This is a genomic window from Bosea beijingensis, from assembly GCF_030758975.1.
In the GTDB taxonomy this organism is placed as follows: domain Bacteria; phylum Pseudomonadota; class Alphaproteobacteria; order Rhizobiales; family Beijerinckiaceae; genus Allobosea; species Allobosea beijingensis.
This window is the reverse complement of record NZ_CP132359.1, coordinates 2396094-2414797: the sequence shown is the minus strand read 5'-3', so window position 1 is coordinate 2414797 and position 18704 is coordinate 2396094. Positions and strand designations below refer to the sequence as shown.

Sequence of the window (18704 nt, the reverse complement as noted above, 5' to 3'; positions counted from 1 at the left end):
TTTTCTTCACGCGAACCGGTATCCACTTCGCTCGAAAATGCTTCAACCCTTCCTGCCCCGCCGGAACACGCCGACGAGCTCGACATGAGCGGAATAGCGGAACTGATCGACCGGCGTCACGGCCTCCAGCGCATAGCCGCCCGCAACGAGGGTCGCGGCGTCGCGCGCGAAGCTTGCCGCATCGCAGGAGACGTAGATCACGTCTCTGACCTTCGATGCCGCCAGCCGCTTGATCTGCGCCTCCGCGCCGGCCCGCGGCGGATCGAGCACGATCACGTCGAAGCCTTTGAGCTCGTGCTCCAGCAGTGGGCGGCGGAACAGGTCGCGCGTCTCGGTCGCGATCGGCTTCAGGCCCTGCGTCGCGCCGGTGCCCTTGGCCAGCGCCAGCATCGCCGCCTTGTCGCTCTCGATGGCGAGCACCTGCATCTTCTCGGCGATGCGGAAGCTGAAGGGACCGCAGCCGGCGAAGAGATCGGCCGCGCGCTTGCCCTTGGGCAGCGCCGCCATGACGAGCCCGGCCAGCACCTCCTCGCCCACAGCCGTCGCCTGCAGGAAGCCGCCTGCAGCCGGCGCGACCAGCGCCCTGCCCATGCGCTGCAAGGGTGGGCGGCGCTCGACGACGATCTCGCCATGGTTGGAGAGCCGGGCGAGGTCGAGCCGCTCGGCGAGCTGAGTCAGGGCGAGCCTCAGCTTGTCACCGAGCGGGCCATGGCCGCGGATATCGACATCGAGCCCGGCTTCCGAGGCGGTGACCTGGATGTCGAGCGGCTTGTTGGCGCCGCCCATGCGGTTCGCCAGCATCAGCGCGACGGCGGGCGCGCGATCGAGCCCCGGGGCCAACACCGGACAGGTCTCGACGGAAATCAGGTCATGGCTGCGCGCCGCCATGAAGCCGACGATCATCGCCTCGCCCTGCCGGCGGGCATGGAAAGTGACGCGGCGGCGGCCGGCGCCATGGGCATCGACGAGGTCGCCGACCGGGGCCTCGATGCCGGCACGGCTCAGCGCGGTCACGACCTGCTGGCGTTTCCATTCGCGATAGAGGCCGGGCGCCATATGCTGGGCCGCGCAGCCGCCGCAGCGGGTGAAAAGCGGGCAGATCGCGGCGATGCGGGATTCGGAGGGTGCGATGATCTCGACGAGCTGGCCGCGCTCGCGATCGACCACGGCGCGCACGGTTTCGCCCGGCAGAGCATAGGGAATGAAGATGCTGCCGGAGGCGGCCTGCACGATGCCGTCGCCCTTCTGGCCAAGGCGATCGACGGCCAAGATTTCATTCATGGCGAGCTTCGGAGAAGAAATTTCTCCAGCTTGCGGCTTGGCGACTGGCATTGTTCCGAACTCGGGGCGAAAGGCCCGCTCACTGATGACCGCTGAGACGCTTTCGCCTATCAGGTCAGGGACGAATTGGGAAATCCGGCCATGACTATCCGCGCGAAGATCGACATGAAGGATGGCGTCATCGAAGCCATCGGCAACACCCCGCTCATCAAGCTCCAGCGTGCCTCGGCGGAGACCGGCTGCACCATCCTCGGCAAGGCCGAGTTCATGAACCCCGGCCAATCGGTGAAGGACCGCGCCGCGCTCGCGATCATCCGCGACGCCGAGGCGAAGGGGCAGTTGAAACCCGGCGGCATCATCGTCGAGGGCACGGCCGGCAATACCGGCATCGGCATCGCGCTCGTCGGCAATGCGTTGGGCTATCGGTCGGTGATCGTCATCCCGGAGACGCAGAGCCAGGAAAAGAAAGACATGCTGCGGCTGGCCGGCGCGACGCTGGTCGAAGTGCCCGCCGCGCCCTATGCCAACCCGAACAACTACGTGAAGGTCTCCGGCCGCCTCGCCGAGGAACTGGCGAAGACCGAGGCGAACGGCGCGATCTGGGCCAACCAGTTCGACAATGTCGCGAACCGGCAGGGCCATATCGACACGACCGGCCCGGAAATCTGGGAGCAGACGGCCGGCAAGGTCGACGGCTTCATCTGTGCGGTCGGTTCGGGCGGGACGCTGGCTGGCGTCGGCATGGCCCTCAAGGCGCGCAATCCCGAGGTCATGATCGGGCTGGCCGACCCGATGGGCGCGGCGCTCTATTCCTACTACAAGGCAGGCGTGCTCAAGTCCGAGGGCTCCTCGATCACCGAAGGCATCGGCCAGGGCCGGATCACCGCCAATCTGGTCGATGCGCCGGTCGATATCGCCTTCCAGATCCCGGATGCGGAAGCGGTGCAGATCGTCTTCGATCTGCTGGAGCATGAGGGCCTCTGCCTCGGCGGCTCGTCGGGTATCAATGTCGCAGGCGCGATCCGGCTGGCGCAGCAGATGGGGCCGGGCCATACCATCGTGACGGTGCTCTGCGACTACGGCACGCGCTACCAGTCGAAGCTGTTCAATCCGGAATTCCTGCGTTCGAAGAACCTGCCGGTTCCCGGCTGGCTGGAACGAGACAGCTCGGCGCTGAAGCAGGTCGTCAGCAAGGTGATGGCCTGAGGCGGCAGCCGCCCCAGGCCATCCGTGATCACGCCGCGCGCGGCGTCGCGTCGATCGCCTCGATATCTCCGGCGCGGTCGTACTGCGCCTGATCGAGCATGCCCTGACGCTTGGCGACGAGTGTCGGCACCAGCGCCTGACCGGCGACGTTCACCGCCGTGCGGCCCATGTCGAGGATCGGGTCGATGGCGAGCAGGAGGCCGACGCCGGCGAGCGGCAGGCCGAGCGTCGAGAGCGTCAGCGTCAGCATCACGGTGGCGCCGGTGAGGCCGGCGGTCGCGGCCGAGCCGATCACCGAGACGAAGGCGATCAGGACGTATTCCTGGATGCCGAGCGGCACGCCGTAGAACTGCGCGACGAAGATCGCGGAGATCGCCGGATAGATCGCGGCGCAGCCGTCCATCTTCGTGGTCGCGCCGAGCGGCACGGCGAAGGCGGCATATTCGCGGGGCACGCCGAGGCTCTTCTCGGTCACGGCCTCGGTCACCGGCAAGGTGCCGATCGAGGAGCGCGAGACGAAGGCGAGCTGGATCGCCGGCCAGGCACCCGCAAAGAAGCGCGCCGGCGACAGGCCGTGCAGGACGAGAAGCGCCGGATAAACGACGAGCAGCACGATCGCGAGGCCGAGATAGATCGCGAAGGCGTACCAGGAGAGCTGCTCCAGCGTCTGCCAGCCATATTGCGCGACGGCGTTGCCGAGCAGGCCGATGGTGCCGATCGGCGTCAGCCGGATCACCCACCACAGCACCTTACGGACGATCGCCAGGAAGGACTCGTTGAGCGCGAGGAAGCTGTTGGCGCGCTCGCCGACCTTCAGCGCGGCGACGCCGACGACGATCGAGATCACCAGCAGTTGCAGCACGTTGAAACCAAGGCGCGTGGTCGCGCCGCCACCATCGACCCGCGTCGTTGCCTGCAGGCCGAACATGTTGGCGGGCACGAGCCCCTTCAGAAAGTCGAGCCAGGAGCCAACGGAGCCCGGCGCCTTGGCGCTGGCAGCGGCGACGCCGGCATTGATGCCGGGCTGGATGATGAGACCGAGCGCGATGCCGATCAGCACGGCGATGAAGGCAGTGATCGCGAACCAGAGCAGCGTCTGCCAGACCAGCGCGGCGGCATTCGAGAGCTGCCGGAGATTGCTGATCGAGGCGACGATCGCCGTGAAGATCAGGGGCGGCACCAGCGCCTGCAGGAGCTGCACGAAGATCGAGCCGGTGGTCGCGAGCGTGACGGTCAGCCAGTTCGGCTGGCCCGGAGCGACCGGCCCCATGTTGCGCGCGACCCAGCCGAGAACGAGGCCGATCACCATGGCCGCCAGAACCTGGAAGCCGAAGCTGGAGTAGAACGGTTTTGAACCGGCTCCGGCGGTGCCGGTCCGGGGAATTGCGGTGGTCATGACAGGATCTCTTCAAGTTCGGCCCGCGGCCGTAGATGAATATTCCTATACACCTCCCGAACTTGCCTTCGCAAAAGCGGATATTTTCATTCTTTGGTCCTCTTGCGATAAAAATCTTCTCCAACATCTTTTTTGGCGCTGCTGATTCCGTATCAGAACGGTTCGGGCCGCGCGGTTGTCATTCCGGGGCGCGCCGCAGGCGCGAACCCGGAACCCACGACTGGGTGAACGGATTGCTGCCTAGCTTGGGATGTTTTACCCGGTCGTGGGTTCCGGGTTCTTCGCTCCGCGAAGCCCCGGAATGACAATGGCCGCCACCTTTCCCTTTGCCGGAAAAGTGATTTCCACGGAGATCGAACAGTTCTAGCCTGCATTCCGATGATCCAGCGATCGGCGAGGTGGTCGCATGTCAGTCTCGGAAGCCCGGCTTACCTCCCCCGCCGCACGGGAAGCGACGCCCGAACAGGCCCAGCCGCAGCAGGACGGCGTCATCGCGTCGGGCGTCTATGTCCATGGCGTGCGCGTCGCCGATATCCCCGTCACCGAGGCCGGCGAATGGGCGCGCAAGGACGACCATGTCGTCTGGATCGGCTTGCTCGAACCGGAACCCGCGCTGCTGCGCTGCGTGCAGCAGCAGTTCAACCTGCACCCGCTCGCCGTCGAGGACGCCACCAACGCGCATCAGCGGCCGAAGCTCGAGCAATATGGCGACGCGCTCTTCGTCGTCGCGCGCACGGCCCAGTTGATCGACGGGCGCATCGCCTTCGGCGAGACCCATATCTTCGTCGGCCGCGGCTATATCGTCAGCGTCCGGCACGGCGCCTCGACCTCCTACAAGTCGGTCAGGCAGCACTGGGAGACCTGCCCGACCTCGCTGGCCAAGGGCGAGGATTTCATCCTCTACGCGATCCTCGATTTCATCGTCGACAACTACATGCCGGTGCTGGAAGCGATCCATGACGAGGTCGAGGAGATCGAGGACAAGATCCTGGCCAAGCCGATGGCGCGCTCCGATATCGAGCGGCTCTACATGCTCAGGCGCGACCTGCTGCGCCTGCGCAATGCGGTCGCCCCGCTGGTGGATGTCTGCCAGCGGCTGATGAACGGCACCGTGCCGCAGGTCCGGCCGACACTTGCTCCCATGTTCCGCGACGTGACCGACCATGTCCGCACCGTGCAGGAGAAGATCGACAGCCTGCGCGAAGTGCTGGCCTTCGCCTTCGAGGCGAGCCTGCTGGTGGGGCAGAGCCAGGAAAGCCTGATCACCAAGCGGCTGGCATCCTGGGCCGCCATCCTGGCGGTGCCGACGGCGGTGGCCGGCATCTACGGCATGAATTTCGAAAACATGCCGGAACTAAAGATGTATTACGGCTACTATTCCGTGCTGACGCTGATCGTCTGCACCTGCTCGATCCTGTACTGGCGCTTCAGGCGGAACGGCTGGCTGTAGCTATCTGAGCGGCCAGACCAGCAGGATCATCGGCACCGCAAGCAGGATGACCAGCAGCGAGAGCGGCGCGCCGAGCCTCGCATAGTCGCTGAAGCGATAGCCGCCCGGCCCCATCACCAGCGTGTTGCACTGGTGGCCGATCGGCGTGAGGAAGTCGCAGGCTGCGCCGATCGCGACCGCCATCAGGAAGGCGTCGGGATTGTAGCCGAGGTTCTTGGCGAAGCCCGCGCCGATGGGAGCCATGACCAGCACCGTCGCCGCATTGTTCAGGAACGGCGTCACCGCCATCGCCGCGACGAGGATGAGCGCGACCGCGGCCCAGCCCGGCAAGCCGCCGCCGATCATGGCGAGCCATGAGGCGAAGAGATCGGTAGCGCCGGTCGTCCGCAGGGAATCCGAGACAGGGATCAACGCCGCCAGCATCAGCAGGATCGGCGCATCGATGCTCTGATAGGCCTCGCGCAACGGTACACAGCGGAGCGCGATCAGCAGCACAGCGGCAGCGAAAAAGACCAGCGGCACCGGTGCGAGCCCTGCCGCCAGTGCGATGATCGCGGCCAGCACGATCGTCACGGTCAGCACGACGCGGCGCGTCGAGCCCAGCGGCACCAGCCGGTCGGCCAGCGGCAGCAGGCCGAGTTCGGAGAGCTTTTCCGGCAGCAGCTTCTCATCGCCCTGGATGACGACGATATCGCCGGCCCGCAGGCGGATATCGCGCAGCCGCTGGCTGAAGCGCTCGCCCGAGCGGCTGATCGCGATCATGTTGACGCCGAAGCGGCTGTGCAGAGCGATGTCGCCGGCCGACTGACCGATCAGCGTCGAATCCGGGCCGATGATCGCCTCGGCGATGCGGTCGGGGTCGAGCGCATCCTCCTTCTGCGTCGGGCGGTCCTTGCCGGTGAGGTCGAGCCCGCCTTCGGCTACGACCCGCTCGAGCACGGCGGCATCGCCGCGCAGCAGCAGGATGTCGCCGGCCTTGAGCGAGGCATCGGGCAGCGGCGCCTGGACGCGGCGCTCGTTGCGCAGGATCGAGACGATCTCGATGCCTTCACCGATCGCCTTGAGATCGGCGACCGTCTTGCCCGCCAGCGGCGATTTCCCGTTGAGCTTGGCCTCGGTCAGGTAGTCCTTGATGTCGATCGCCTGATCGAGCGAGACGGCGCCGCGGCGATCGCGCGGCAGCAGGCGGTAGCCGACGCTGAGGAAGAGGCAGCCGGCAACGGCGACGACGATGCCGACCGGCGCGAAATCGAACATGCGGAAGGGCTCGCCGCCGAGCTCCTGCCGGACGCGGGCGACGATGACGTTCGGCGAGGTGCCGACCAGCGTGACGATGCCGCCGAGCAGCGAGGCAAAGGCCATCGGCATCAGGAAGACCGAGGGTGATTTTCCGCTCTTGCGGGCGAGCTGGTAGGCGATCGGCAGCATCATCGCGAGCGCACCGATATTCTTGATGATCGCCGACATCACGGCGACGACGAAGACGAGCAGCGGCACCTGCAACTGCGTCGAGGTCAGGCGGGCGCCGAGCTTCGAGTACAGGCGCTCGATGATGCGCGAGCGCGCCACCGCCGCGCTCAGGACCAGCGCGCTGCCGACGATGATAACGATGTCATCGGAGAAGCCCTTGAATGCCTCCGCTGCCGGCACCAATCCGAGAGCGACCGCGGTCAGAAGCGCCAGCATCGCGACAATGTCGTAGCGCAGCCGCCCCCACAGGAAGGCGGCCATCATGCCGGCGACGAGAAGGACGGAGAGAATCTGTGGCTGTGTCATCCGGCCTTCAACGTATCGCGCGGAATATCCGCCTTACAGCCACTTCTTCCAACGGAAGAAGATATAGGGCAGCACGGCGAAGAGGATCATCAGCCCCACCGCCATGGGGTAGCCCCACTGCCACTCCAACTCCGGCATCGTCTTGAAGTTCATGCCGTAGATCGAGGCGATCAGCGTCGGCGGCATCAGTGCGACCGAGACGACCGAAAACAGCTTGATGATCTTGTTCTGCTCGATCGAGACGAGGCCGAGCGTGGCGTCCATCATGAATTGCAGCTTGTTCGACAGGAAGGCCGCGTGCTCCTCGATGGCCTGTACATCACGCACCGCAGAGCGCCATTCGGCCGAGAAGCCGGTCTGAGCCTTTTTCGGGCGGGTATAGTTGGCCGAGAGGAACAGCAGCACGCGCTCCACCGTCATCATGCTCTCGCGGACGTTGGAGATGATATGCTCGTACTGACCGATCTTCTGGATCACGACCTGATAGACGCCGCCGCGCTCGACGTCCTGGCCGCGTCCGGCGAAGACGCGGCGCGAGGCGATGTCGATCTTGTCGCCGACGCCGCGCAGCACCTCGGCGGCGCGGTCGACGATCGCCTCGATCAAACCGTCCAGGACGGCCTCAGGTTGCTGGCCGCAACCGCCCGGCTTGGTGGCGCGGTTGAGGAAGATGTTGAAAGCCCCTGGCTCGTCATAGCGCACCGTCACCAGCGCCTTGTCAGTGAGGATGAAGGTGACGTCCGCCAGAAGCGGGACGATGGTGTCGGACTGGCAGATGATCCGCGCGGTCATGTAGCGCGCGCCGTTCTCGGTATAGATGATCTCGGACGGCTCGAGATCGTGCATCTCCTCGCGCGTCGGGATCGAGATGCCAAGATGCTTCTCGACCCGCTTGTCCTCCTCCGGCGTCGGATTGAGCAGGTCGATCCAGACGACGTCGCAAGGAAAATCCCCGTAGGCGTCGAGCTTGCTGAGCCGGAGCTTGTCGCGCGTATCGGGGCATGAGCCGTGGATCGTCAGCATGGGCGCGAATCTCGCTGCACGGTCAGGGTGGAAACCGGCAGGAACTCCGATCCCGCCTTCGTGTCAAACCGATGACGACCCGGCTCGAAATGCTGCCGAGGCGTTACACCCCGCCCTTCACGCCCTGCGGCGGCAGGCTGTCTGCCGGCACGAAGAAATCCGGCATCAGCGGCACCGAGGGGTCGACGCGATACTGGCTGAAATCGGTGACGCCCTCGCCGGCCATGAAGCTGTCGTCGATCAGGAAGTTGCCGGAGAACTCACGGGAGGGCTTCGAGAAGATCATATGGGCCGCGTCGGCGAGGATCTCGGGCGTCCGGCTCGCCTGCACCATCTTGTCGCCGCCGAGCAGGTTCTGGACGGCGGCGGTCGCGATCGTCGTGCGCGGCCAGAGCGCGTTGACCGCGATGCCCTGGCGCGCCAGCTCGCCGGCGAGGCCGAGCACGCACAGGCTCATGCCGTATTTCGCGATCGAATAGGCCAGATGCGGCGCGAACCACTGCGTCTTCATGTCGAGCGGCGGCGAGAGCATCAGGATATGCGGGTTCTGCGCCTTCGCCAGATGGGGAATGGCGTATTTCGAGACCATGAAAGTGCCGCGCGTGTTGATCTGGTGCATCAGATCGAAGCGCTTCATGTCGGTCGTCTGGGTGTTGCTGAGCTGGATCGCGCTGGCATTGTTCACGACGATGTCGATGCCGCCGAAGGTCTCGGCCGTCTTGGCGATCGCATCAGTGACGCTCTGCTCGTCGCGGACATCGACCATCAACGGCAGGCATTTTCCGCCGGCCGCCTCGATCTCGGCGGCGGAGGTGTAGATCGTGCCGGGAAGCTTGGGATGCGGCTCGGCCGTCTTGGCGGCGATGGTGACGTTGGCGCCGTCTCGCGCCGCCCGAAGCGCGATGGCGAGACCGATGCCGCGCGAGCCGCCGGTGATGAAAAGCGTCTTACCCTTGAGCGACATCGCCGCCTCCCTGTTCATTGGTGATGACGTAGCGGGCCGGCTGGGAGCCATCCCGGTCGGTGAAGCCATAGGCACGCGCCAGATCGGCGACATGGAGGACATGTCCGGCATGACGAGCGACGTCGGAGTCGGCAGCCAGTGCCACGACGGCGCGGCCGGCATAGAGCGGCGTTTCGGTGGTCTCCGCGCCAAGACCCGCATCGCGGACGCGCTCGGTCAGGACATGGCCCGGCGACAGGCTCAAGGCTGTGACGCCGAAGGGCTTCAGTTCCTCGGCCATCGCAAAGCTCAGCCGGTTCATCGCCGCCTTGGCGAGGTCGTAGAAGACATCGCCGAGATAGCCGCCCGCCATGTCGAAGCTCAGCGTGACGATGAGCCCCGAGCGCGCCTGCACCATGGCCGGCGCCACCGCGCGCGCCAGCAGCAACTGGGCATAGACGCCGCTCTCGAAGCTCTCGCCCAGTCGCGCGACCGGGCGGCGCCAGAACGGCGTGCCGAAGCTCGAACCGTCGGGATAGCGCTCGCCGTCATAACCTTCATTGCCGCCCCAGACCGCATCGACGACGCAGTCGAGTCGGCCGAAACGGCGCAAGGCCCAGGCGACGAGCCCGTCGACATCGCGCTCGCTGGTATGGTCGCAGCGATAGGGATGGCCCTTGCCGCCGGCGGCCTCGACCTCGCGGGCCGCGTCCTCGAAGGTCTCCTGGCGCTGGTCGGTGCGCTGCCCGGCCTCGCTGGAGCGTCCGGTGACGATGACCGTCGCGCCGGCCTCGCCCAATGCCCTGGCGATGCCGCGCCCGAGTCCGCGCGAGGCGCCGGCGACGAGGCAGATGCGGCCGGAGAGAGACGGTTGCGCGGCAGTCATGGGCATTCCCGACGAATCGCCGCTGGCCACGGCCGGCCCGCTGCTCTATAGCCCCGCTCCCCTCGCAACGGAGCAGCACCATGGACAGCACCGATGTCGCCGCCTGCTGGGAGGCCAATGCCGAGACCTGGACCCGGCATGCGCGGGCCGGCTACGACCTCTATCGCGACGCGCTGAACAGCCCCGTCTTCTTCGCCAACCTGCCGGACATTGCAGGGCTCGACGGCCTCGATATCGGCTGCGGCGAAGGCTCGAACACGCGCAAGCTCGCCGAGGCCGGTGGGCGCATGATCGCCGTCGATATCGCGCCGACCTTCATCCGCCACGCGCAGGAGGCGGAAGCGGCGAAGCCGCTCGGCATCGACTACCGCTTCGGCGACGGCACCGCCCTGCCCTTCCCGGATGCGCAGTTCGATTTCGCGACCGCCTTCATGTCGCTGATGGACATGCCCGCTCAGGACAAGGCGCTGGCGGAAGCGGCGCGCGTACTCAAGCCCGGCGGTTTCCTGCAGTTCTCGATCCTGCATCCCTGTTTCGCGCCGCCCTATCGCAAGGTGCTGCGCGACGAGGCCGGAAATATCCGCGCCATCGAGGTCGGCCGCTATTTCGATGGCATCGACGGCGAGATCGAGACCTGGCGCTTCGGCGCCGCGCCGGCCGACATCAAGGCCAGCGTCGAGCCCTTCCGCGTGCCGCGCTTCCACCGCACGCTGAGCGAGTGGGTGGCGATGATCGTCGCGGCTGGGCTCACGATCGAGCATATGGCCGAGCCGAGTGTCGACGCGGAGACCGCGCGGGCCGTCCCCTATCTCGCCGACACGCATATCGTCCCGCTCTTCCTGCATATCCGCGCCCGCAAGGCGGCGACTGTCTGAACGGAGCGCGACTGGGCTCACGCGGCGAAGACCGCAGCCGCATCGGCGATCGCGCCGGCGCCTTCCGTGACCGCGAGCTCCAGGGCCGGCGCCTCGGTTGCGATGCATTCGGCATAGAAGCGGGCGGTGGCGAGATCGGCGGTGCCGTCTGCTTCCGAGCGCGTGGCCAGCGCCTTCTTCGCCAGCCCCGTGCCGCCCTGCGCCAGCGCGAAGAGCTTCAGGTACGGAGTCGCGCCCGCCAATGCGTCGGCCACGCTCGTGCCGAGCGTCGCCTGCATCCATTCCGTCGCGCGCTCAAGCGCATCGACGGCGGCGCCGAGGCGGGCGGCGGTATGGCCGAAGCCCGGATTGTTGGCGCGCTCGACCTCGCCGACGATGCCGCGCATCTCGGTGACCAGCGCCTTCACCGCCTCGCCGCCGGAGAGCGGCAACTTGCGGGTGACGAGGTCGATCGCCTGGATGCCGTTGGTGCCCTCGTAGATCGCGGCGATGCGGGCATCGCGCAGATGCTGGGCGGCACCGGTCTCCTCGACGAAGCCCATGCCGCCATGGACCTGCACGCCGGTCGAGGCGACATCGATACCGATCTCCGTCGCATAGGCCTTGGCGATCGGCGTGAGGATCGCGGCGCGTTCGGAAGCGGCCTTGCGCCTGGCTTCGTCGGTCTCGCGATGCGAGCGATCGAGCGCCTCGGCGACCTGATAGGAGATCGCGCGGGCGCCTTGCGTCTTGGCGCGCATGTCCATCAGCATGCGGCGCACGTCCGGGTGGACGATGATCGGGCTCATCGGCGCACCCTTGGGTGCATCGAGCGCCGCGCCCTGCTTGCGCTCATGCGCGAAGGCGAGCGCCTGCTGATAGGCGCGCTCGGCAATGGCGACGCCCTGCAAGGCGACGTTGAGGCGGGCATTGTTCATCATCGTGAACATGCAGGCGAGACCGCGATTCTCCTCGCCGATCAGCCAGCCGATGGCGCCACCATTGTCGCCGAAGGCCATGGAACAGGTCGGGGAGGCATGGATGCCGAGCTTGTGCTCGATGCCGGAGCAGCGCAGATCGTTATGTGCGCCGAGCGAGCCGTCGGCATTGACCATGAATTTCGGCACGAGAAAGAGCGAGATGCCGCGCGTGCCGGGAGGGGCATCGGGCAGGCGCGCGAGGACCAGATGGACGATGTTCTCGGTCAGATCGTGCTCGCCATAGGTGATGAAGATCTTCTGGCCGGTGATGCGATAGGTGCCGTCCCCGACGCGCTCGGCCTTGCTGCGCAGCGCATTGAGGTCCGAGCCCGCCTGCGGCTCGGTCAGATTCATCGTGCCCATCCACTCGCCGGAGACCAGCTTGGCGAGATAGGTCTCCTTGAGATGGTCGGAGCCATGCGCATGGATCGCCTCGATCGCGCCGACCGTCAGCAACGGGCCGAGCGCGAAGGCGAAGGCGGCCGAGTTCCACATCTCGATGCAGGCGGATTGCAGCAGCGTCGGCAGGCCCTGCCCGCCATAGGCCTCCGGCGCCGGCAGCGCGTTCCAGCCGGCCTCGGCCCAGGCCTTGTAGGCCTCTTTCCAGCCCGGCGGGGTGGTGACGGCGCCGTCCTTGAGCTTCGAGCCGTTGAGATCGCCGACGCGGTTCAGCGGCGCGATCACGTCGGCGGCGAATTTCGCGGCCTCGTCGAGCACGGCTTCCGCCACACCGCCGTCGAGTTCCGGCGCCAGCCCGTCGGCGATGAGCCGGTCGAGCCCCGCGACATGGCGCATGGTGGAGAGCATGTCCGAAACCGGGGCGCGATAGCTCATAATCGTCTCTCCCTGAGGCTCGTGCCTGCCCGAAAGGCAGCCGCCGCCTGCATTTGCCGTTGCCGCGATGGTAGCGAGGAACTATCGCCTAAGCCACGCGCAAGCGAGCGCGACCTTCGTCCCGTGCCGTGCCCATCAGTTAGTTTATATATAAACCATCATCGGTCAATCGCGTCGTGAACCAGCCCGTGTCCCCTCCTCGCCAGACGAAGCTCCTTGCCGCCGATGCCTCCGGCATCGCCGAGGCGGCTGCGTTGCTGCGCGCGGGCGGGCTCGTCGCGATGCCGACCGAGACGGTCTACGGGCTCGCGGCGGACGCGACCTCCGGCACGGCGGTCGCGGGCATCTATGCCGCAAAGGAGCGCCCGAGCTTCAACCCACTGATCTCGCATCTACCCGACCTTGCGAGCGCCCGTCGGCAGGGCCTGTTCGACGCGAATGCGCTGGCACTGGCGCAAGCCTTCTGGCCGGGGCCCTTGACGCTGGTCGTGCCGGCTTCATCCGGCTGCACGGTGAGTGATCTGGCGCGGGCAGGGCTGCCCTCCGTGGCGCTGCGTGTCCCGGCGCATCCGGTCGCGCATGCCGTGCTGGAAGCGGCCGGGCGACCGATCGCGGCGCCTTCCGCCAATCGCTCCGGCCGGATCAGCGCGACCAGCGCCGCTCATGTGATGGCCGATCTCGACGGCCGCATCGACGCCATCATCGATGCAGGCCCGACCGAGGTCGGGGTCGAATCGACCATCGTCGCATGCCTCGACGGCGCCCCGCGCCTGCTGCGTCCCGGCGGCGTGCCGCGCGAGGCGATCGAACATGTCATCGGCCGGCCGCTGGTGATCGCGGGCGATGCCGGCCATGCGCCGATCTCACCGGGCATGCTCGCCTCGCATTACGCTCCGGCGGCGCGGGTCAGACTCGACGCTGAGGCACCCGAGAATGACGAGGCGTGGCTCGGCTTCGGCCCCGAGGCCCAGGAGCATCCGGCCTCGCTCAATCTCAGCCCAAGCGGCGACCTGCGCGAGGCCGCTGCCCATCTCTTCGGCTATATGCGCCGGCTCGACGAGATGGGACGGAAGACCATCGCGGTCGCCCTCATTCCCGGGCATGGGCTGGGCGAGGCGATCAACGACCGTCTGCGACGCGCCGCGGCGCCGCGCTGATCCCTGCTCTCCCGGATTTGAATTCCTCCAGCTTGCATCACTGCAAGATATCGGCTTGCGTGCGCGCAGGAGGATGCCTTGCCGATGAATGCCAAGCTTGCCTGGGACGATTTCCGGCTGATCAAGGCCATCGCCGATCATGACGGGCTGACCGGGGCGGCGGCTGCGCTCTCCGTCAATCACTCCACCGTGTTCCGGCGGCTCGGCCAGATCGAGGAGCTCGTCGGCCTGCCGCTCTTCGAGCGGCGCAAGACCGGGTATGTCGCGACGGTCGCCGGGGCCGAGATGGCGGCGCTGGCAAGCCGGATGGACGAGGATGTCACCGCCTTCGCCCGGCGCCTCGCCGGGCGGGACGTCGCGCCATCAGGCGAATTGCGGATCACCACGACCGACACGCTCTACCAGAACGTGCTGCTGCCGATCTTTGCCGCCTTCCGCAAGGCGCATCCGCTGATCCGGCTCGATGTCGTCATCGGCAACCAGGCGCTCAACCTGTCGAAGCGCGATGCCGACATCGCGATCCGCGCCAGCGACACGCCGGGCGAGACGCTGGTCGGCCGGCGCATCGCCACCATCGCCTGGGCGATTTATGGCCGCGCCGCGGACGGCATCACCCCCGAGGAAGAAGCGAGCCCCGCCCTGCTCTACCAGCGCGACTGGGTCGCGCTCGGCGACCAGCTCTCGCATGTAAAGGCCGCCCGCTTCGTGCGCGAGCATGTCGCGCCGGAGCGGATCGCCCTGAAGAGCTCGGCCGTGCTGGGGATCGCCGAGGCAGTGGCGCAAGGCCTCGGCATCGGGCCGCTGCCCTGCTTCATCGCCGACCAGCGCTCCGACCTGATGCGGCTCCTGCCGCCCAATCCGGATTTCGCCACAGGCCTATGGGTGCTGACCCATCCCGATATCCGGCATGTGCCGCGCGTGCGCGCCTTCATGGATTTCTGCAGCAACGAGCTCGCGCGGCAGCGGGCGCTGTTCGAAGGGTAAGGCCTCAGCCGATCTCGACGACCACCCGGCCCTTGACCTTGCCCTCGACGATCGCCTTGCCCGTCTCGATCACAGCATCCAGCGGGATTGTCGTGGTGATCAGGCCGAGCTTGTCGCGGTCGAGGTCGCTGGCAAGCCGCTGCCAGGCCTCGATCCGGCGCGGCTTCGGGCACATCACCGAATCGACGCCGAGCAAAGCGACACCGCGCAGGATGAAGGGCGCGACAGAGGCCGGCAGGTCCATGCCTTGCGCGAGGCCGCAGGCGGCGATGGCTCCGCCATATCTCGTCATCGAGAGCAGGTTGGCGAGGGTGTGCGAGCCGACCGCATCGACGCCGGCGATCCAGCGCTCCTTGCCGAGCGGGCGACCGGGCGCGGCCAATTCGTTGCGGTCGATGATCTCGGCGGCGCCGAGGCTCTTGAGGTAATCCGCTTCCTCGGCGCGGCCGGTCGAGGCAATGACGTGCCAGCCGGCCTTGGCCAGCAATGCGATCGCGACCGAGCCGACGCCGCCGGCCGCGCCAGTGACGACGACCGGACCGTCTGTCGGCTTCAGGTCATGCTTCTCGAGCGCGAGCACGCAGAGCATGGCGGTGTAGCCAGCCGTGCCGATCGCCATCGCCTCGGCGGGGGTCAGTCCCTCGGGCAGCGGCACCAGCCAGTCGCCCTTGACCCGGCTCTTCTGGGCATAGGCGCCCAGATGCGTCTCGCCCGTGCCCCAGCCGTTGAGCACGACGAGATCGCCCGGCTTGAAACCGGGATGGTCGGAGGTCTCGACCCGGCCGGCGAAATCGATGCCGGGTATCATCGGCCAGCGGCGGACCACCGGCGCCTTGCCGGTAAGGGCGAGGCCGTCCTTGTAGTTCACCGTCGAATGCGTAACGCGGACGGTGACATCGCCCTCCATCAGGTCGCTCTCGGCGAAGTCGGTGAAGGCGAGGTTAGTGCCCGTCTCGCCCTTGGTCGCCACAAGGGCCTTGAACGTCGTCATCACCATCTCCGGAACCTGCAAATACGAAGGCCGACAAGGTTGCAGCGGCGTGGCGCCGCCGCAACCCCATCGGCCGTGTGAAGGTTCGTCCTCGGGATCAGGCCGGTTGCGCTTCCGGCCTCTGCACCGGCTTCTCGATGATCGGCAGGTTGATCAGGGCCGAGGCGACGCCGAGGGCGACCGAGAGCCACCAGACGAACTGGTAGTTGCCCAGCGATTCGTAGAGCACGCCGCCCAGCCAGACCCCAAGGAACCCGCCGACCTGGTGCGAGAAGAAGGCGAAGCCATAGAGCATCGCCATGTATTTGGTGCCGAACATCAGCATGACCAGCGAGGAGGTCGGCGGCACGGTCGAGAGCCAGAACAGGCCGATGACGATGCCGAAGGTGATCGCGGTGGTCGGGCTTGGCGGCAACAGGATGAAGGCGGCGATGGCGACCGCCCGGCCGAGATAGATCCAGGCCAGGAGATGGCGCTTCGGCATCCGCGTCGAGAGCCAGCCCGAGGAGAGCGAGCCGATGGCATTGGCGAGGCCGATGACGGCGAGCGTCCAGCCGCCAACCCAGGCCGGCAGGCCGGCATCCTTGAGATAGGCCGGCATATGCACGGTGATGAAGGCGAGCTGGAAGCCGCAGGTGAAGAAGCCGAGCACGAGCAGGACATAGCTGCGATGCTTGAAGGCCTCGCCCAGCGCCTGCGCGATCGTCTGGTTCGGCAGGTTGGCCGCAACGGCGCCAGCAGCGGCACCGGTCTTGCGCGTCGCCATCACGATCGAGATCGGCAGGATCGGCAGCAGCGTGAAGGCGAAGACGATGAGCGCCTGCTGCCAGCCCAGCGTCTCGATCAGGATGTTGCCGATCGGCGGAAAGAGGAACTGGCCGAAGGAGCCGGCGGCCGTGCCGGCGCCGAAGGCCATCGGGCGCCACTGCTCCGGCAGCAGCTTGCCGAAGGCGGCGAGGACGAGATTGAACGAGCAGGCCGAGAGGCCGAAACCGATCAGGACGCCGGCGCCGAGATGGAGCTGCAACGGCGTCGTCGCATAGGCCATCATGACGAGGCCAGCGGCATAGAGGATCGCGCCGACGCAGAGCACGCGCACCGTGCCATAGCGGTCCGCAATCGCGCCGGCGAAGGGCGCACCGAGACCCCAGAGCAGGTTCTGGATCGCCAGCGCCAGGCTGAAAGTATCCCGGCCCCAGTTGAACTGGATCGTCATCGGGATCTGGAACAGGCCGGCGCTGGCGCGCGGGCCGAAGGTGATGAGCGCGATCAGGCAGCCGGCGGCGACGATGATCTCCGGCGCATAACTGCGCGCTGGCGTGGACGTCATGGCTGTCTCCGAAGCGTCGAATGTGTGGTTACACGTTAGCGCCCTGCCCGCAGGTCAACCAGCGCGATTTCGTGAAATCTCGCATCACGACAAAGCATGGAATGCAAGGGGCGCGCGCGCCGTTAACCGGGGCTCAACCTTACCGAGGTGATAACGGATTCCAACGAAGGCGTGCGGGTTCGGCTGCGCTTTTCGTTCCGTGCGATCGGGACGGGTGTGTCGTTTTGAGTCATTGGCGTGTGCGCAGGCATGGGCGGAAGGCGCGCCCCCTCGGCATCAAGTGGGCCGCGAGCACCGTCTCGCCCTGGGCCCTGTCCTTCGGTATGCTCGTTTCCTTCACCGCTTCCGCCGGTCAGAATTTCGGGCCGACCGGCCTGCCTTCGAGCGCCATTCCGCGGGTCGCGCCCGGCCCTGTCTCCGAGTTCGCCGAAGGCCCATCGATGCTGGTCGCGGCCAGCGCCTTCCGACTGCCGGGCCTTGCCCTGACCTCGGCCGTCACGCAGGCGAAGCTCTCCTTCGAGGACCCCGAACGCCGCATCGTCGTCGATCCGCGCGCCCCGCGGGAGGACATGAAGCGCTCGGCCGCCGCAACCTTCCCGGAGGTCGACCGCACCGCCAAGGGCGACATGCTGCCGAGCCTGCGGCCGGGCCTCTCCGAACATCCGTCGATCGAGCTGGAACGGGTCGTCTTCGGTGACACCCAGCCGAAACTGATCTCCGGCGGTTTCTCGCTCGACGCGATGCGCGCGGCCGAGGCCGTGGACGGGCCGCAGACCGGCTTCGAGCCTTATGCCAACGACGAGGGCCTGACCGATCCGGCCCTATCCGATTCCTCGCCGGTGTCGCCGCTGAAGCCCAGGATCCATTCGGCGCGGCAGGCGGAGCTGCATCTCGAAAGCATCGACGGCTCCTCGCCCTCAGTGCCGCAGGCGAGCCAGGCCTCGTCCTCGACGCCGCTGGTCGGCGCGGTCATCGGCACGGTGACGCCGTCCGCCCTGCCCGCCCATTCCGCGCCGCAGCCGCGCGGGCGCATCGCGCTGGCCTCGGCGCCGGCCAATCGCGACCTGCGCCTCGCCGAGCCCGGCGTGAAGCAGGACTATACCAAGCTGATCGCGCCCGAGAACATGGCGAAGGAACAGCGCTGCCTCGCGGAAGCCGTCTATTTCGAGGCCCGCTCCGAATCGCTCCAGGGCCAGGCGGCCGTGGCGCAGGTGGTTCTCAACCGCGTGAAGAGCGGGCTCTATCCGAGCAGCGTCTGCGGCGTGGTCTACCAGAACAGCAACCGCTATCTCGCCTGCCAGTTCACCTTCACCTGCGAAGGCAAGTCGCTGCGGATCACCGAGCCCGCGTCCTGGCGCGACGCGGTCAGGATCGCGCGCGAGGTCTATGACGGCACGACCTATCTGCCGGATGTCGGCGCAGCGACCCATTACCACGCCAATTACGTGCGTCCGTCCTGGGCGAAGAAACTGAAGAAGATGGACACGATCGGCCAGCACGTCTTCTACCAGTTGCGGCCCGGACAGACCTGAGAGGCGGGCCTTTCACCCCCTTCCTGCAGGTGGCGGAGCATCACCCGTCTTAACATCAGCCCGCGCGAAGCGGGGCGGCAC

Annotated in this window: 15 protein-coding genes; 6 read left to right on the top strand and 9 right to left on the bottom strand. The window is 67.1% G+C overall.

Going from position 1 to position 18704, the window contains the following annotated elements:
• Positions 1-42 precede the first annotated feature (42 nt).
• Positions 43-1281 carry a class I SAM-dependent RNA methyltransferase gene (locus Q9235_RS11640; protein ID WP_306227391.1) on the bottom strand — a complete coding sequence of 413 codons (1239 nt, stop codon included), beginning with the start codon at positions 1279-1281 and terminating at the stop codon, positions 43-45.
• Positions 1282-1422: 141 nt separating this feature from the next.
• Here Q9235_RS11640 and Q9235_RS11635 point away from each other — a divergent pair, with 141 nt between their 5' ends.
• Positions 1423-2487, top strand: coding sequence for a cysteine synthase A (locus Q9235_RS11635; RefSeq protein ID WP_422678319.1), 1065 nt, complete (start codon positions 1423-1425; stop codon positions 2485-2487).
• A 28-nt stretch (positions 2488-2515) separates the two neighbouring features.
• Here Q9235_RS11635 and Q9235_RS11630 read toward each other — a convergent pair whose 3' ends face one another.
• The gene (locus tag Q9235_RS11630; protein WP_306227389.1) at positions 2516-3883 is read right to left on the bottom strand and encodes a dicarboxylate/amino acid:cation symporter; all 1368 of its coding nucleotides are present in this window, start codon (positions 3881-3883) and stop codon (positions 2516-2518) included.
• A 406-nt stretch (positions 3884-4289) separates the two neighbouring features.
• On the opposite strand from Q9235_RS11630, the gene corA reads away from it, so the two are divergent.
• Positions 4290-5333 (top strand): magnesium/cobalt transporter CorA, encoded by a 1044-nt coding sequence (gene corA / locus Q9235_RS11625; RefSeq protein ID WP_306227387.1) that lies wholly within the window; start codon positions 4290-4292, stop codon positions 5331-5333.
• Here the strand turns inward: corA and Q9235_RS11620 are convergent, their stop codons facing one another.
• From Q9235_RS11620 to Q9235_RS11605, 4 genes are all read right to left on the bottom strand, one after another.
• Positions 5334-7109: an SLC13 family permease gene (locus Q9235_RS11620; RefSeq protein ID WP_306227385.1), complete on the bottom strand. Its 1776-nt coding sequence runs from the start codon at positions 7107-7109 to the stop codon at positions 5334-5336.
• A 33-nt stretch (positions 7110-7142) separates the two neighbouring features.
• On the bottom strand, positions 7143-8132 hold the full coding sequence (locus Q9235_RS11615) for a magnesium transporter CorA family protein (RefSeq protein WP_306227383.1): 990 nt from the start codon (positions 8130-8132) through the stop codon (positions 7143-7145).
• A 103-nt stretch (positions 8133-8235) separates the two neighbouring features.
• Positions 8236-9096: an SDR family oxidoreductase gene (locus tag Q9235_RS11610; protein ID WP_306227380.1), complete on the bottom strand. Its 861-nt coding sequence runs from the start codon at positions 9094-9096 to the stop codon at positions 8236-8238.
• Positions 9080-9961, bottom strand: coding sequence for an SDR family NAD(P)-dependent oxidoreductase (locus Q9235_RS11605; RefSeq protein WP_422678317.1), 882 nt, complete (start codon positions 9959-9961; stop codon positions 9080-9082). Before Q9235_RS11605 ends, Q9235_RS11610 begins: the two co-directional genes overlap by 17 nt.
• Positions 9962-10041: 80 nt before the next feature.
• On the opposite strand from Q9235_RS11605, the gene Q9235_RS11600 reads away from it, so the two are divergent.
• A complete protein-coding gene (locus tag Q9235_RS11600) occupies positions 10042-10836 on the top strand; it encodes a class I SAM-dependent methyltransferase (protein WP_306227375.1) in 795 nt (264 codons plus the stop codon).
• A gap of 17 nt (positions 10837-10853) precedes the next feature.
• Here the strand turns inward: Q9235_RS11600 and Q9235_RS11595 are convergent, their stop codons facing one another.
• The gene (locus Q9235_RS11595) at positions 10854-12629 is read right to left on the bottom strand and encodes an acyl-CoA dehydrogenase (protein ID WP_306227373.1); all 1776 of its coding nucleotides are present in this window, start codon (positions 12627-12629) and stop codon (positions 10854-10856) included.
• 176 nt (positions 12630-12805) lie between these two features.
• Here Q9235_RS11595 and Q9235_RS11590 point away from each other — a divergent pair, with 176 nt between their 5' ends.
• Positions 12806-13786 carry an L-threonylcarbamoyladenylate synthase gene (locus Q9235_RS11590; protein WP_422678316.1) on the top strand — a complete coding sequence of 327 codons (981 nt, stop codon included), beginning with the start codon at positions 12806-12808 and terminating at the stop codon, positions 13784-13786.
• Positions 13787-13870: 84 nt separating this feature from the next.
• Complete coding sequence (locus tag Q9235_RS11585) at positions 13871-14770, top strand: LysR family transcriptional regulator (RefSeq protein WP_306227367.1); 900 nt, start codon at positions 13871-13873, stop codon at positions 14768-14770.
• A 4-nt stretch (positions 14771-14774) separates the two neighbouring features.
• On the opposite strand, the gene acuI is transcribed toward Q9235_RS11585, so the two are convergent.
• Entirely contained in the window at positions 14775-15761 is a 987-nt protein-coding gene (gene acuI / locus Q9235_RS11580; RefSeq protein WP_306227364.1) for an acrylyl-CoA reductase (NADPH), read from the bottom strand.
• A 97-nt stretch (positions 15762-15858) separates the two neighbouring features.
• Positions 15859-17091 carry an MFS transporter gene (locus Q9235_RS11575; RefSeq protein ID WP_306227361.1) on the bottom strand — a complete coding sequence of 411 codons (1233 nt, stop codon included), beginning with the start codon at positions 17089-17091 and terminating at the stop codon, positions 15859-15861.
• A 239-nt stretch (positions 17092-17330) separates the two neighbouring features.
• Between Q9235_RS11575 and Q9235_RS11570 the strand changes: the two genes are divergently transcribed.
• The gene (locus Q9235_RS11570) at positions 17331-18623 is read left to right on the top strand and encodes a cell wall hydrolase (RefSeq protein WP_306227358.1); all 1293 of its coding nucleotides are present in this window, start codon (positions 17331-17333) and stop codon (positions 18621-18623) included.
• The last annotated feature ends 81 nt before the right edge of the window (positions 18624-18704 follow it).